General features: G+C 40.6%; 14 protein-coding genes. 6 read left to right on the top strand and 8 right to left on the bottom strand.

The window, feature by feature from the left end; all coding sequences use genetic code 11:
• Positions 1-320: 320 nt before the first annotated feature.
• The 8 genes from M3206_RS17650 to dnaA all read right to left on the bottom strand — a co-directional run bounded on the left by M3206_RS17650 (position 321) and on the right by dnaA (position 10,616).
• Positions 321-1,418 carry an HD-GYP domain-containing protein gene (locus tag M3206_RS17650; protein WP_251313831.1) on the bottom strand — a complete coding sequence of 366 codons (1,098 nt, stop codon included), beginning with the start codon at positions 1,416-1,418 and terminating at the stop codon, positions 321-323.
• Positions 1,419-1,508: 90 nt separating this feature from the next.
• Positions 1,509-4,049 carry a DNA gyrase subunit A gene (gene gyrA, locus M3206_RS17645; protein WP_251313830.1) on the bottom strand — a complete coding sequence of 847 codons (2,541 nt, stop codon included), beginning with the start codon at positions 4,047-4,049 and terminating at the stop codon, positions 1,509-1,511.
• A gap of 143 nt (positions 4,050-4,192) precedes the next feature.
• Entirely contained in the window at positions 4,193-6,139 is a 1,947-nt protein-coding gene (gyrB, locus tag M3206_RS17640; protein ID WP_251313829.1) for a DNA topoisomerase (ATP-hydrolyzing) subunit B, read from the bottom strand.
• 32 nt (positions 6,140-6,171) lie between these two features.
• The gene (gene remB / locus M3206_RS17635; RefSeq protein WP_251313828.1) at positions 6,172-6,441 is read right to left on the bottom strand and encodes an extracellular matrix regulator RemB; all 270 of its coding nucleotides are present in this window, start codon (positions 6,439-6,441) and stop codon (positions 6,172-6,174) included.
• A 10-nt stretch (positions 6,442-6,451) separates the two neighbouring features.
• Positions 6,452-7,573, bottom strand: a complete 1,122-nt coding sequence (gene recF, locus M3206_RS17630; protein WP_251313827.1) for a DNA replication/repair protein RecF — start codon at positions 7,571-7,573, stop codon at positions 6,452-6,454.
• Between the two features lie 11 nt (positions 7,574-7,584).
• Positions 7,585-7,800 carry a S4 domain-containing protein YaaA gene (gene yaaA / locus M3206_RS17625; RefSeq protein WP_066244167.1) on the bottom strand — a complete coding sequence of 72 codons (216 nt, stop codon included), beginning with the start codon at positions 7,798-7,800 and terminating at the stop codon, positions 7,585-7,587.
• 146 nt (positions 7,801-7,946) lie between these two features.
• Positions 7,947-9,089 (bottom strand): DNA polymerase III subunit beta, encoded by a 1,143-nt coding sequence (dnaN, locus tag M3206_RS17620; RefSeq protein WP_251313826.1) that lies wholly within the window; start codon positions 9,087-9,089, stop codon positions 7,947-7,949.
• Between the two features lie 171 nt (positions 9,090-9,260).
• Complete coding sequence (gene dnaA, locus M3206_RS17615) at positions 9,261-10,616, bottom strand: chromosomal replication initiator protein DnaA (protein WP_251313825.1); 1,356 nt, start codon at positions 10,614-10,616, stop codon at positions 9,261-9,263.
• A 702-nt stretch (positions 10,617-11,318) separates the two neighbouring features.
• On the opposite strand from dnaA, the gene rpmH reads away from it, so the two are divergent.
• From rpmH to mnmE, 6 genes are all read left to right on the top strand, one after another.
• Complete coding sequence (gene rpmH / locus M3206_RS17610; RefSeq protein ID WP_007201576.1) at positions 11,319-11,453, top strand: 50S ribosomal protein L34; 135 nt, start codon at positions 11,319-11,321, stop codon at positions 11,451-11,453.
• A gap of 189 nt (positions 11,454-11,642) precedes the next feature.
• Positions 11,643-11,990: a ribonuclease P protein component gene (gene rnpA / locus M3206_RS17605; protein ID WP_251313824.1), complete on the top strand. Its 348-nt coding sequence runs from the start codon at positions 11,643-11,645 to the stop codon at positions 11,988-11,990.
• A gap of 3 nt (positions 11,991-11,993) precedes the next feature.
• On the top strand, positions 11,994-12,221 hold the full coding sequence (yidD, locus tag M3206_RS17600; RefSeq protein ID WP_251313823.1) for a membrane protein insertion efficiency factor YidD: 228 nt from the start codon (positions 11,994-11,996) through the stop codon (positions 12,219-12,221).
• A gap of 38 nt (positions 12,222-12,259) precedes the next feature.
• The gene (gene spoIIIJ, locus M3206_RS17595) at positions 12,260-13,033 is read left to right on the top strand and encodes a YidC family membrane integrase SpoIIIJ (RefSeq protein ID WP_251313822.1); all 774 of its coding nucleotides are present in this window, start codon (positions 12,260-12,262) and stop codon (positions 13,031-13,033) included.
• A complete protein-coding gene (gene jag / locus M3206_RS17590; protein WP_251313821.1) occupies positions 13,030-13,662 on the top strand; it encodes an RNA-binding cell elongation regulator Jag/EloR in 633 nt (210 codons plus the stop codon). The genes spoIIIJ and jag overlap by 4 nt, the downstream gene beginning before the upstream one ends.
• 183 nt (positions 13,663-13,845) lie before the next feature.
• A complete protein-coding gene (gene mnmE / locus M3206_RS17585) occupies positions 13,846-15,222 on the top strand; it encodes a tRNA uridine-5-carboxymethylaminomethyl(34) synthesis GTPase MnmE (RefSeq protein ID WP_251313820.1) in 1,377 nt (458 codons plus the stop codon).
• The last annotated feature ends 9 nt before the right edge of the window (positions 15,223-15,231 follow it).

The following is a 15,231-nucleotide window of genomic DNA, read 5'->3' as shown; positions in this document are numbered from 1 at the left end:
CAGCGTTCATCCTGAGCCAGGATCAAACTCTCCATAAAAGTGTTTGACTTGCTCTAATTTCTTACTGACGGAATTCATTCATAATTCCTTACCTTTGCTTTTGTTCAGTTTTCAAAGAACTTGTTTGTTTAAGCTTGTCACTCGTTTTGGCGACTTCAATAATATAACACGTTAATCAGTCAGAGTCAATAACATTTTAAAACTTTTTCGGATTAATTCGTTATCGACTTAAAGTGCTGCAGTGCTGTTTTTAAAACAGCTTGATTAGTCTACCATGGATGTAACCAGGTTACAAGACAAAATATAAAAAAACTTCTATCCTAAGATAAAAGCTCTTCTATATATAAATCGTTCCTTGTTTTTAAAGCGATGAATTCTCCATTTGAATCTAATTTGACTATCGGCCGTGTGGGTTGGCTTTCTTCTATAAAGACGATTTCTCCAACTTCCTGATTGCTTAGTTTAACACGGCTCCCTGTCGAGAAGGTTGATAGTCCTGAAAACAGTGCACGGATAACTTGATGATCAAACTTACCGAATTGGTCCTTCATTATCATTTCGAGTACTTTAAATGGAGATTGTTTGCTGCGATACGGACGTTCAGCTGTCATCGCAAGGTATACATCTGCTACAGCAAGGATTTTACTGAATGGATGCAGTTTGCTTCCTTGAACTTTTAACGGGTAGCCAGAACCATCTTCTCGTTCATGGTGTTGAAGAACACCGAGTAAAACACCTTCTTTTATAGAAGGGATTTTCTTTAACATGTTATATCCGTGTATGGTGTGCTGCTTTACCTCATCGAACTCTGCAGGAGACAGCGCGCCGCTTTTTTTCAGAAGGGTCGGCTGAACTTTGGCCATTCCGCAATCCGATAATACGCCAGCAAGTCCAATCTGCATGCAGTCACCATTTGAATAATGAAGCTTCTTTGCTAAAAATGTACTTAAGATTCCTACAGAAATAGCATGGTGATTAATATAATCCGTGCTTGTCGCATAGTGATGCAACAATAAAATATCTCGAGGAAAATTCGAACCTTCTTCGAGCACTTTTAGAACAGCTTGGCGAACTTCCAGCATATCTAACGGGCTTCCTGACTGCCAATTCGTGAACAATTGTTTATAGCGCTTGACCGTCTGCAGATACAGAGTAGGAAATGAAAGGTTCTCTTCTTTATTAATCTGCAGAAATGTTTCTTCTTTTGTTGCAACGGTTGATTCATTTTCCATTATGCTGTTTGTGCTGAACCCTGAACTGGGAAGAACATCTATCTCTTCTATATGAAAACGAGTTAGTACGCTTAGGTGTTCTGTATTCAATACCGTGTTTTTATTGACGATCGGCTGATTGGTCATCGAGAAAACATCTTGATTTACTATCTGGCCGACCTTCGCCAGACTCGTTTTAACTTTCATCACCATATACTCCTTTAATCGGAAAATTCATAGTTTTATTGTACATGTAAAAAAGAGGAAAATGTATACACATTTTCCTCTTTAAAGAAATTATTCGTTTTCTTCTTCGTTTTGATCAGGAGTATTTTCAGTAGTTAGCGATTCTTGCTCTTCAATTGAAGTGGATTCACCATTTTCATCTACGATTTCATCATCTGTTTCTTCTTCTCGTTCTACAACCGCAACCGTAGCTACATGATTGTTTTCGCTCATGGTCATTAATCTTACACCTTGTGTATTTCGTCCCATTGTTGAAATACCGGAGATGTTCATTCTGATGATGATTCCTTTTGCTGTGATAATCATCAAGTCATCTTCGTCAGTCACAGTCTTCAAGCTGACGACAGGACCATTCTTATCCGTGATGTTAACGGTTTTGATCCCTTTACCACCACGTGACTGCAGACGGTATTCACTCATTGGTGTCCGCTTGCCGTAACCATTTGTTGTAACGATAAGGATGTCTTGTGACTCATCCAATACTTCCATACCGACAACTTCATCATCTTCTCCTAAAGTTACAGCTTTTACCCCTGTAGCTGTTCGGCCCATCGATCTTACGTCTGTTTCCTGATAACGAATCGACATTCCTTGTTTAGTACCGACGATAATGTCTTTCGTACCGTCAGTTAATCGTACACCCATCAGTTCATCTTCGTCTCGAAGATTAATAGCAAACAGACCGCCTTTGCGGATGTTACTGTAAGCAGATAATGCGGAACGCTTCGTAATCCCTTGTTTCGTCATAAAGTTTAGGTAAACTTCATCACTTTCCATATCCTCTACAGGGATCACGGCTGAAATCGTTTCACCTTGTTCGATCTGTAAGAGATTGATGATCGGAATTCCTTTAGCCGTTCTTCCGTACTCAGGAATCTCGTAACCTTTTAAGCGGTAAGCCTTCCCTTTATTCGTAAAGAAGAGAATATAGTTATGCGTATTTGTTGTAAACAACTGTTCAACGAAATCATCTTCACTCGTTCCCATTCCCTGAATTCCTTTACCCCCGCGTCGCTGCGAACGGTAAGTCGAGATCGGAAGTCGCTTAATATAGCCCTTATTCGTCAACGTAATGACGATATTAGAACGCGGAATTAAATCTTCGTCCTCAATGCTATTGAATCCGACAGAAATAACAGTACGTCTCGGGTTATCGTATTTTTCTTTAATCTCAGTAAGTTCCGTACGGATAATTTCGAGAATTTTTTCTTCATCTGCTAAAATCGCTTTTAACTCAGCGATCAAAGCAACCAATTCACTATATTCGTTCTCGATCTTATCACGCTCTAATCCTGTTAAACGCTGCAAGCGCATGTCTAGGATTGCTTGAGATTGCTCATAGCTTAGCTCAAACTTCTCCATTAACCCTTCACGAGCAATATCAGTCGTTCTTGAACCGCGGATCAAGGCGATGACTTCATCCAGGTGATCAAGCGCAATACGCAGACCCTCTAAAATATGAGCTCTTGCTTCCGCTTTTTTAAGATCAAATTCCGTACGACGACGGATGATCACTTGCTGATGCTTTAAGTAATGGTAAAGACATTCTTTAATGTTAAGTACCTTTGGATGCCCATCAACGAGGGCAAGCATGTTAATACCAAAGCTTGTCTGAAGAGCAGTTTGTTTATATAAATTATTTAAAATAACGTTGGCATTTGCATCACGGCGGATTTCCATCACGATTCGCATACCATTTCGGTCTGACTCATCACGCAGGTCAGTAATTCCTTCGATCTTTTTATCACGAACGAGTTCAGCAATTTTTTCAATGAGACGAGCTTTGTTTACTTGGTATGGAAGCTCCGTTACGATAATCGCTTGTTTACCGCTAGCCATTTCCTCAATTTCAGCTTTTGCACGGATGATAATGGATCCTCTTCCGTTTTGGTATGCTTTGCGGATTCCTTCCCGACCTAAGATTTCACCGGCAGTAGGGAAATCTGGACCAGGTATGATCTCCATTAATTCTGGAATCGTGATATCCGGATTTTCACTTAATGCTAAGATCCCATCAATGACCTCACCAAGGTGGTGAGGCGGGATGTTTGTTGCCATACCAACCGCGATTCCGGCTGCACCATTGACGAGTAAGTTAGGGAAACGTGCTGGTAATACAACCGGCTCTTGTTCAGAACCATCATAGTTGTCTTTGTAACCGATCGTATCCTTGTTGATGTCGCGCACCATCTCCATGGCAATCTTAGACATTCGCGCCTCTGTATAACGCATCGCGGCTGCGGCATCACCATCGACAGAACCGAAGTTACCGTGGCCATCGATCAGCATGTGGCGGAAGTTAAAATCCTGTGCCATACGAACCATCGTGTCGTATACAGCAGAGTCGCCGTGAGGATGATACTTACCGATTACTTCACCAACGATACGCGCAGACTTTTTATAAGCCTTATCTGACGTCATACCAAGATCGTTCATGGCATAAAGGATACGCCGGTGAACAGGCTTCAATCCGTCACGTACATCTGGCAGTGCACGGCTGACGATAACGCTCATGGCATAGTCCATGAAAGACGTTTTCATTTCCGTACTAATATTTATTTCTTTAACCCGGGAACGTTCCATTTCAGACATTCGTTTTACCTCCATAACCTCTAGAAAAACAGGTTTTTAAAGCCACAAATTTGGCTTGTAAACGAACCGAAACTGGACCTTGTCCAGCTTCAGCATTTTATTTATGTTCAGCTTCAGCATCTTTTACAGATACTAAAACATAATTAAATATCTAAATTCTTAACGTACTGTGCGTTTTCTTGAATGAAATCACGGCGAGGTTCAACTTTATCTCCCATTAAGATCTCAAACGTTTCGTCAGCAGCCATCGCATCTTTCATTTCAACTTGAAGCAATGTACGTGTTTCTGGGTCCATTGTCGTCTCCCACAGCTGGGTAGGATTCATCTCACCAAGACCCTTATAGCGCTGGAGCTGCGGCTTTGGAACTTGCGGAAGTTCATCCAATAACTTTTCAAGTTCTTTATCGTTGTAAGCATACTCGATTCGTTTTCCTTGCTGCACTTTATAAAGCGGCGGCTGAGCGATGTAGATGTAGCCATGCTCAATGATCGGTCGCATATAACGGAAAAAGAATGTCAGTAGCAGTGTACGAATGTGTGCACCATCGACATCGGCATCCGTCATGATGATGACCTTATGATAACGAGCTTTTGTAATATCAAACTCGTCGCCGATCCCCGTGCCTAAAGCCGTAATGATCGCACGAACTTCGTTATTTGAAAGAATTTTGTCGAGTCTTGCTTTTTCAACGTTTATAATTTTTCCGCGAAGAGGCAAGATCGCTTGGAAATGACGGTCACGTCCTTGTTTTGCCGATCCACCGGCAGAGTCACCCTCTACCACGTACAATTCAGAGATGCTTGCATCTTTAGAAGAACAGTCAGCTAATTTCCCCGGTAATGAAGAAACTTCTAACGCACTCTTACGACGTGTAAGTTCACGTGCTTTTTTAGCAGCGACACGTGCACGCAGCGCCATCATTCCTTTTTCAACGATCGCCTTCGCCACTACCGGATTCTCAAGCAAGAAAGCTGAGAAGGTCTCAGAGAATATGGATTCGGTAATCTGTCTCGCTTCAGAATTTCCAAGTTTCGTTTTCGTCTGTCCTTCAAACTGTGGATCAGGGTGTTTGATCGAGATGATCGCCGTTAAACCTTCACGCACATCTTCCCCTGTAAGGTTCGTATCATTGTCTTTAAAAAGGTTATTCTTCCGACCATAATCGTTAATAACACGCGTTAAGGCTGTTTTAAATCCAGATTCATGCGTGCCGCCTTCATGCGTATTGATGTTGTTTGCGAAAGAATAGATATTGCTTGCAAAGCTGTCATTGTATTGGAACGCGATTTCGACGGAGATCCCCTCTTTTTCACCTTCAACAAAAATGGGCTCTTCATGAAGGACTTCACGCGTACGGTTAATATGTTCAACGTATGACTTAATTCCGCCCTCATAATGGTATTCCTTTACTACTGGTTCTTCCCCTCGTTTATCTTCTGCAATAATTTTGAGTCCGCGGTTCAAGTAAGCAAGTTCGCGAATACGATTTGATAGAGTTGGGAAATCATATTCTAATGATTCAGTAAAAATTTCTGGGTCAGGCTTAAAGTGTGTGCGTGTGCCCGTTTTATCCGTTTCACCGATCACCTTCAAGTCAGCATTAGGAACACCGCGCTCGTAAGATTGATAATGGACTTTTCCGTCACGAGATACCGTAACTTCAAGCAAGGTGGACAACGCGTTAACTACGGATGCACCAACACCATGAAGACCGCCTGAAACTTTATATCCTCCGCCGCCGAATTTACCGCCGGCATGAAGCACAGTCATGATAACTTCCACCGCAGGTCGTCCCATTTTTTCATGCATGCCTACAGGAATACCGCGTCCATTATCTTCAACCGTGATGCTGTTATCCTTTTCAATCGTAATGCGGATCGTATCACAGTATCCAGCTAACGCTTCATCGATTGAGTTGTCGACGATTTCCCATACAAGATGGTGCAGACCGCGTACATTGGTTGCCCCAATATACATACCAGGACGTTTACGCACCGCTTCGAGTCCTTCGAGTACCTGGATATTGCTTTCATCATAATTTTGTTGATGCTCTAATTTTTGTTCAGTCGTCAATTGGTTCACCTTCATTCCGGTTTAAAAACGCTTTTTTTATAAAACCTTTATTTTATATTCCAGCCATTTTCAAGTTCGAGGCGATCAGAGGCTCTCTTTTTTAACGTTGAGGCAGAAAGGGGAGACAAATAAATCAATTTCTCTGTAATAATCACAGATTTTGGAGCATTGCCGCTCAGGTCGGTCAATGTTTGATTCTTTTCATGCTTTTTCAGAAATTCCTTCGCAAGCTCAGAAGTCTTTAATGCATTAATATCTAATATAGCCAGTACATCTTTTGAATGAATAACTTCCTCATCACCTAAATGTAAAAGCAAATCCCTCACCTCACTTCAAACGTTCTATAGAGCCTGAATGAACTTGATAGGTTGCGGCCTTCTCCAATGTTTCATGATGAATTCCTTCCACACTGGTTGTAGTAACAAAGGTTTGAACTTTCCCTTGGATGGTATTTAACAGATGAGATTGCCTGAAGTCGTCTAATTCGGAGAGTACATCATCCAGCAAAAGAACTGGATATTCTCCAACTTCTGAATGAATCAGATCGATTTCAGCAAGCTTCAGTGAAAGCGCAGTTGTACGCTGCTGCCCTTGAGAACCAAATGTTTGTACATCTTTCCCATTTACCGAGAACAGCAGGTCATCTCGATGGGGTCCAAATAATGACGTACCCCGTTCAATCTCTTTTTCTTTTATTTTATCAAATTTCGAATGAAACGCTTCTATCATTTTCGACAAATCCGGCTCTTCGCATACCTCTACGGCAGGTTTGTAGTGAATTTTTAATCTTTCGAGCCCTCTTGATATGCCATGATGGATCGGTTCTGCCCATCCTTGCAGCTTATCCATGTACTTCATACGCTTCAATGTAATCCTTGCCGCTTTATCTATAAGCTGTTCGGTTAAGATCTCGAGCATTGTCATATTTTCGGTGCTCCTGTTGCGATACATCTCTCTTAATAGAGAATTTCGTTGAGAAAGGATCTTTTGGTACACCGATAGATCGTTCAAATAAACTGCGTTTACTTGCCCGATTTCCATGTCAATAAAACGACGACGCACCTGTGGACTGCCTTTTACAAGATTTAAATCCTCAGGTGCAAACATGACCACATTAAAATGCCCAACATAATCTGTTAGACGTCGCTGTTCAATGCGGCTGATTTTCGCTTTTTTTCCTTTTTGTGAAATAACCAGGCTCAGATCAAAAGAACTGTTTTTCTTTTTGATACTACCCTCTATTTTAGCATACTCTTCGTCCCAAGTTATTAACTCTTTATCTTTTGATGTCCGATAAGACCTCGCCATGGCCAAAACATAGATGGATTCCATCACATTCGTTTTGCCCTGTGCGTTTTCGCCAAGGAAAACATTGACCTTATTTTCAAAGCTTAACGTCTGGTCTTTATAGTTGCGGTAGTTCCTCAGATAAAGCTCTTCAATATGCAAAGGGATTCCCCCTATTCCGTTGTTACCTTGAACTCTCCTACATCTGGAATGGACACGACATCACCCGCATATAGTTTCTTCCCTCGGCGTGTTTCATGTTCTCCGTTCACAAGAACTTCATGTTCTGCTAAATACCATTTTACCATGCCGCCCGACTGGATGACATCGGTTGTTTTCAGCAGCTGTTGAAGTGTGATGAATTCTGTATTGATCTTTACGTTTTCCACTAAGAAAACCTCCTGCTTTAAGTAATCAATATTGCTTTTTATAAGTTGTTGATTGAAAAAATTATGATTCTTCTTTCTAGTTTCTCCAAAAAACGATTCTCTTAGAAATGAAAAGAAAGCCGCCGGTCTTCCGGCAGCTTTGTATTTTAGTAAGTTCTTACCGGCAGGATCAACTGACGGATCGTGTCATCTGAAACAGGCTGGATAAGGAATGGCCTCATAGCACCTGTGAATAGAACGCTAATTTCAGAGCAGTCCATCACTTTAAGTGCCTCCATCACGTATTTTGCGTTAAAAGAGATTTTTAGTTCTTCTCCTTCGATCTCTTCAGCGATCATATGTTCAAAAACCTTCCCGATCTCAGGTGAGTTCGATGACAGTTCAATCGTTTTGTTATCAAGTGTTGCCAGCTTAACAACATTGTTTCTTCCTTCTCTCGCTAATAACGAAGCTCGGTCGATCGCCTGCAAAAACTCCTTCGTCTTTAAAACAAACGTTGTTTTACTTTCAGAGGGAATCAGTTTGGAAGTGTCAGGATAGTTTCCATCCAATAAGCGTGAGAACAACAGAATGTTCTTAGCCTTAAACAAAATCTGGTTGTTCGTTACAACGATTTGTACTTTTTCTTCTGATTCATCAAGAATTTTTGAAAGTTCGTTTAAGCTCTTCCCGGGAATTACGACGTTGCTAAAAGATAACTCTTCCGCTTGGGAATCAATCGGCATCTTACGTTCTGCCAATCTGTGGCTATCTGTTGCAATACAGTTTAGCACCCCATCACCCAATGTCCAGTTTACACCGGTTAAGATAGGGCGTGTTTCTGAGGTGGACACCGCAAAGACAGTTTGACGAATCATTGTTTTAAGCAGATCACTTTGGATTTCAAAAACAAGATTCTCTTCAATCTGCGGTAAACGCGGATATTCTTCTGGATCAAGGCCAAGTAGGCTAAATTCAGAAGCTCCGGAACGAAGCGTTGTTTCAAAGCGTTCTCCAACTTCGATTTCTACAGTGTCATTCGGGAGTTTTTTAACGATTTCAGAGAAGTATCTAGCAGGAAGCACAACACTTCCTTCTTGCTTAACTTCAATATGTACGAGATCTCCTTCTTCAGTCGGAATCAGTCTTTCAATGGAAATATCAGAATCACTACCTGTTAAGTGCACACCTTCATACGTCACTTCCATTTTGATCCCTGTTAGAATCGGAATCGTTGTTCGTGAGGAGACAGCTTTCATGACATCTTGAACGGCTTCAATCAATTGGTTTAATTGAATCTTTACTTGCATTGTTTTACCCCCCTGATATTAATTAAAATCTTTTAAAAAAATAGTAGTAATAGTAATAGGCGCTGTGAATGTGTGGATAACCCTTTGAAACAAAGATAGAACAGCCTATCCACATGTGGACAGACTGTGTATAAAGCAACAGTAGTTATTCACAGTATTCAAGGTTGCGATTTAGATTGATTTTAACTGATCATGAATTTCTTGTATTTTCTTTTGCAGCACTTGATCTGTAATAAGCAGTGTTGAAATCTTTTCATGTGCATGAAGAACCGTTGTATGATCACGGCCCCCAAACTCTTCCCCTATTTTAGGAAGGGAGTTATCAGTCAATTCACGTGAGAGATACATGGCGATCTGTCTTGGAAAGGCAACAGATTTTGTTCTCTTTTTCGCTGTGAAATCTTCGAGCTTAACATTAAAATGCTTGCCGACTACTTCTTGTATATGATGAATGGTTAGCGTTCTTGGTTTTGCTGACGGTATAATATCTCGCAGTGCTTCTGCAGCGAGATCTGCGTTCATGTCTTGATTAATTAAAGAAGAATAAGCAACAACTCGTATAAGTGCACCTTCAAGTTCACGGATGTTTGTATCTATTTGGTTTGCGATATAAAGCATCACTTCATTCGGTATATCAAGGCCTTCAGCTTTCGCCTTTTTTCGCAAGATCGCGATTCTTGTCTCCAAATCTGGCGGAGTAATATCTGTGATTAATCCCCATTCAAAACGTGAACGGAGTCTGTCCTCTAGTGTAGGGATCTCCTTTGGAGGTCTATCACTTGAGATGACAATCTGTTTGCTTTCTTCATGCAGTGCATTGAATGTATGGAAAAATTCCTCTTGCGTTTGTTCTTTTCCCGCAAGGAATTGAATATCATCTATTAAAAGCACGTCCACACTTCGGAACTTATTGCGAAATTCGACAGTTTTATTATCACGAATGGAATTTATGAATTCATTTGTAAATTTTTCTGATGACAGATAAACCACTTTTGCCCCTGGATTATGTTCCAGTACATAATGTCCGATCGCATGCATTAGATGCGTTTTACCTAATCCTACTCCACCATAAATAAATAGCGGGTTGTAGGCTTTTGCCGGTGCTTCTGCTACAGCTAATGACGCAGCATGCGCAAAACGGTTTCCAGAACCGATAACAAACCGATCAAACGTATATTTAGGGTTTAGCATACTTTGAGACACTTCTTCATGAGGCTCTTTTGGCGTTTTAGGTGCCTTTTTCATCGCCAGCTCCAAGTCCAGGTCTAAATCTGACTGATTTTGTGGAATGATGAATTTTACATCTAATGCTGCGCCTGTGACGTCCAATAAGGTCTCTGAAATAATGCCAGCATACCTGGATTCCAGCCAATCTCGTGCAAATTCATTAGGCGCTGTGATCACAAGCGTATCATTTTGCAATGCATGAGCTGTAGTTGACTTTAACCAGGTTTCAAAGCTAGGCTTACTGACTTTTGTTTCTATAGCCGCAAGTGCTTTGGACCATAAGTCATTAATGTTTTCCAACCAATTTACCCCCCTTATCTCTTTAATTCAATCCTATTTAAACAGTCGTCCACCCTGTTGTTTAAGGTTTGTACAAGTAGTGAATGCCTATGCATAAAAATAAAAGTCCACAAGAAATGTGAATGATAATTAATATAGTAGATAATAGGATTACAAACAGCCATACAGTGTTTGTGGACAACCTTTTAAACAGCGGATTTAAACTGTCCACAACTTTATCCACAGGATGTGCATAACTTTGTATAGCTGAGAAGTTATTAACGAGTTAAAACACAACAAGCATATCAAAAAAAAGCAAGCTTGGCAACGGATTATTGTTACTTATCCACAACGCCCATACCTTGTGTAAAGAAGTTGTCCACAACACAAGATTTTGTGTAAAAGGTGTCGATAATTGGTGTGGATAATGAAAAACGTGTCGAAAAAGATGTCCACAGGCAGGTTATAAGTTTTTTTGTAGAACGCTGTAGAATAATAAACGTTAACTTTTTAAGTTCAGGAGAAACTTTAACGGTTTACGTCTAAAACAGGTATAAGGTAGAAGAAGCATTTCAGGTGGAAGGGAATGGAACCACTTTTATTAACAGCAAAAAGGGAGGAAATAAACGAAAACAAAATCCATCTTGACAAATGAAGGGGTCACTCATTATACTTTATTAGACTGTCTTTTATAAGAGATATCCTCAGGGAGGTGTAATATACATGAAACCAACATTTCAACCAAACAACCGTAAGCGTAAGAAGGTACATGGTTTCCGTGCACGTATGGCTACAAAGAACGGACGTAAAGTCCTAGCTCGCCGTCGTCAAAAGGGAAGAAAAGTGTTATCCGCATAGGCCACTGACATCAGTGGTCTTTTTTTACTTTTATAGACGATCCGCTCACTCCGTTATTGAATGTTTTTTCGTTCAGAATCACTCAGTTTTTGTCTAAACCATGTTTTACAAAACGAAATTAAACCGATACTGGAAGAGACTGCAGGACAATGGAATGAGATTGCCTAAATTGATGGAGTGTTAAATGGAATGAAGAAAGAACAGCGCATCAAAAAAAATGAGGAATTTCAAGAAGTCTTCAAAAAAGGAAAATCAACGGCTAATCGCCAATTTGTTATATACAGTTTAAAAAAAGAGGATCAAGAGGTTTTCCGTATTGGTCTGTCTGTCAGTAAAAAAGTTGGAAAAGCTGTTACGCGAAATCGCATCAAACGCTCGGTTAAAGAGGTTTTTCATAAATACAGCGAACAATTACTGCCAGGCAGAGATTATGTCGTTATTGCGAGAATACCGACAGCCAATATGGATTTTCATGAAATCGAAAAAAGTCTGCTTCACGTATTAAACCGAGCGAATGTTTTAAAAAAGAGGGTGTAAGAAGTGAAATCCTTACTTATAGGGATTATTCGTTTTTACCAGCGGTGGATCTCGCCGATGACTCCGCCTTCTTGCCGCTTTTATCCAACCTGTTCGCATTATGGTATAGAAGCTTTCAGACAGCACGGTGCATTAAAGGGACTATGGCTCACAGTTATTAGAATTCTCAAGTGCCATCCTTTCCATCCGGGAGGCGTTGACCTCGTGCCTGAAAAAAGAGACAATAAATAATTGAGATGAGATTTATGATTTTTAAGGAGGATAAGAGTGTGCGCAAGAAAATAGGTTTAATGATTGCCCTTTTCGCACTCATGGCTGTCCTATCAGGATGTGGATCGATGAATGATCCGATCACAAAAGACAGCACGGGAATTTGGGACACGTATTTTGTTTATCCATTATCATGGCTGATCACATATTTTGCAGATCTGACTGGTCAAAATTATGGACTAGCTATCATTATTGTTACTTTATTGATTAGAACGGCTTTGCTTCCATTAATGATCAAGCAAACCAAGAGTTCTAAAGCCATGCAGGATATTCAACCTGAAATTCAAAAACTGCGTGAAAAGTACAAATCAAAAGATGCTAATACACAGCAAAAATTACAACAAGAAACAATGGCACTTTTCCAGCAGCATGGTGTAAATCCGCTCGCAGGTTGTCTGCCATTACTTATTCAGATGCCTATCCTTTTAGGGTTCTATCATGCAATCATGCGTACAGAAGAAATTGCAAACCACAATTTCCTTTGGTTTGATCTAGGTAATCCGGATCCATATTATATTTTGCCGGTAGTTGCAGGTCTTACAACATTCTTGCAGCAAAAAATCATGATGGGCGGAATGGACAATCCAAATCCGCAAATGAAGATGCTCTTATACATCATGCCTGTCATGATCGTTGTATTTGCGATTAATTTCCCAGCTGCATTATCTTTATATTGGGTGATCGGTAACATCTTCATGATTGCACAAACATATTTCATAACGGCCCCAATGAAAAAGAAAGAAAACCAAGTTGATGGGGGAGCTAAAAAGTGAAAAAGGTACAGGTAACAGGGAAAACGGTTGAAGAAGCAGTAGAAGCAGCACTAGAACAACTTCAGACTTCAAAAGATCAAGTAGAAGTGAACATTCTTGAAGATTCCAAAAAAGGCTTTTTTGGACTCGGCGGGAAGCCAGCAGTTGTTGAAGTAACAGTAAAAGCTGACCCTGTTAAAACCGCAATCGAATACCTTCAGGATGTGACATCCAAGATGGGTGTACCCGTTACCATTTCTCAGCGACAGGAAAATGATCATCTTGTGCTTGATTTATCCGGAGAAAAAATTGCGATTTTAATTGGGAAACGCGGACAGACGCTTAATGCGCTTCAGCTTTTAACAAATATGGTTGCAAACTCAGATCCAGAGTCGAAGCATGTGAAAATTGTTCTAGATGCTGAAAATTATCGTACCAGAAGGCAGGAATCGTTGGAACGTCTTGCTGAGCATTCCGCTCAAAAGGTGTTCATCACTAAAAAGAGCTTTGCGCTTGATCCGATGCCTGCTAATGAACGTAAAGTTATTCACTTGGCACTCAAAGAAAACAGAGATGTTGAAACCACTTCAGAAGGGGTAGAACCATTTCGTAAAGTGGTTATCCGTCCCAAGAATACAGTTAAGAAATAAGAAGCTTCAGAGGGTATTCCTCTGGGGCTTTTTATTTACTGCGGGCTCATAATACGGTAAACTATTTTTTATTGTGGATATTTATGTCCATTTTTACGTAACAATTATCACAGCTGTCATTTAAGGTCATACTAATTGATAAATAGATAGAGCGTATTTATAAGGGAAGTTGAGGTGAAACAAATGGAATACGATACAATTACGGCGATTTCTACACCGATGGGTGAAGGGGCGATTGCCATCGTGCGTCTGAGCGGACCCGACGCCGTATCGATCGCTGACCGCGTGTATAAAGGTTCTAAGCAACTTGAAGAAGTTGACACACACACGATTCATTACGGAAAACTGATTGATCCCAAAACGGATCAAGCTGTAGAGGAAGTCATGGTTAGCGTTATGAGAGCTCCGCGAACGTTTACACGTGAAGATGTTGTAGAGATCAACTGTCACGGCGGACTCGTTTCTGTTAACCGTGTTCTTCAGCTCATTCTGCAGCAAGGAGCCCGTCTAGCTGAACCAGGAGAATTTACGAAGCGTGCATTTTTAAACGGGCGAATCGACTTGTCTCAAGCAGAAGCAGTTATGGATTTAATCAGAGCGAAAACTGATCGTGCCATGAACGTTGCGCTTAATCAGATGGAAGGGCGTCTCTCCTCATTAGTCAGCAGACTGAGACAGACACTTTTGGAAACCATCGCACATGTCGAGGTAAATATCGATTATCCAGAATACGATGCTGAAGAAATGACGCATTCATTATTAAATCATAATCTTTTATCGGTAAAAAAAGAGGTAGAGTCCATCTTACAGACTGCTCAGCAAGGGAAGATTCTACGCGAGGGATTATCAACGGCTATTATCGGACGTCCGAATGTAGGTAAGTCTTCGTTAATGAACGCTTTAGTTCATGAGAACAAAGCCATTGTTACAGATGTAGCCGGAACTACCAGGGATGTTATTGAAGAGTACGTTAATGTTAGAGGAGTGCCTTTAAGGCTTGTCGATACAGCAGGTATCCGAGAAACAGAGGATATTGTTGAGAAAATCGGTGTTGAAAAGTCACGAAAAGTGTTAAAAGAAGCAGATTTAATTCTGCTCGTTTTAAATGGGAATGAGCCGTTTTCCCAAGAGGATGAGAATCTATTTCGTGCAGCCAAAGGATTGGACAAGATTGTAATCATCAACAAAACAGATTTAGAAACAAAGTTAAACATAGATCAAGTTCATGGTTTAGCGGAAGGCTCACCTGTAATTGCTACATCTTTAGTGAAAGAAGAGGGAATAGATCAACTAGAACAAGCAATTGCTAACCTATTCTTTGCAGGCGGAATCGAAGCACAGGATCTTACTTACGTATCAAACTCAAGACACATTGCATTGTTGCAGCAGGCCATCCACCACATTGATGAAGCACTTGGCGGTATTGAAGCTGGTCTTCCAATTGATATGGTTCAGATCGATATTACGAGAGCATGGGAGATTCTTGGTGAGATTATCGGAGACACTGTTTCAGAAAGCTTGATCGATCAGCTCTTCTCTCAATTTTGCTTAGGAAAATAATGAACAAGG

Source organism: Fictibacillus phosphorivorans, from assembly GCF_023715845.1.
GTDB lineage: Bacteria > Bacillota > Bacilli > Bacillales > Fictibacillaceae > Fictibacillus > Fictibacillus phosphorivorans_D.
Note: the sequence above shows the minus strand (reverse complement) of the source record. Positions and strands in the feature narration are given on the sequence as shown.

Coding starts and splice junctions, on each gene's coding strand:
- M3206_RS17650 (WP_251313831.1), bottom strand. CDS start 1,418: ATGAAAGTTAAAACGAGTCTGGCGAAGGTCGGCCAGATAGTAAATCAA.
- gyrA (WP_251313830.1), bottom strand. CDS start 4,049: ATGTCTGAAATGGAACGTTCCCGGGTTAAAGAAATAAATATTAGTACG.
- gyrB (WP_251313829.1), bottom strand. CDS start 6,139: ATGAAGGTGAACCAATTGACGACTGAACAAAAATTAGAGCATCAACAA.
- dnaN (WP_251313826.1), bottom strand. CDS start 9,089: ATGCAAGTAAAGATTCAATTAAACCAATTGATTGAAGCCGTTCAAGAT.
- rpmH (WP_007201576.1), top strand. CDS start 11,319: ATGAAACCAACATTTCAACCAAACAACCGTAAGCGTAAGAAGGTACAT.
- rnpA (WP_251313824.1), top strand. CDS start 11,643: ATGAAGAAAGAACAGCGCATCAAAAAAAATGAGGAATTTCAAGAAGTC.
- mnmE (WP_251313820.1), top strand. CDS start 13,846: ATGGAATACGATACAATTACGGCGATTTCTACACCGATGGGTGAAGGG.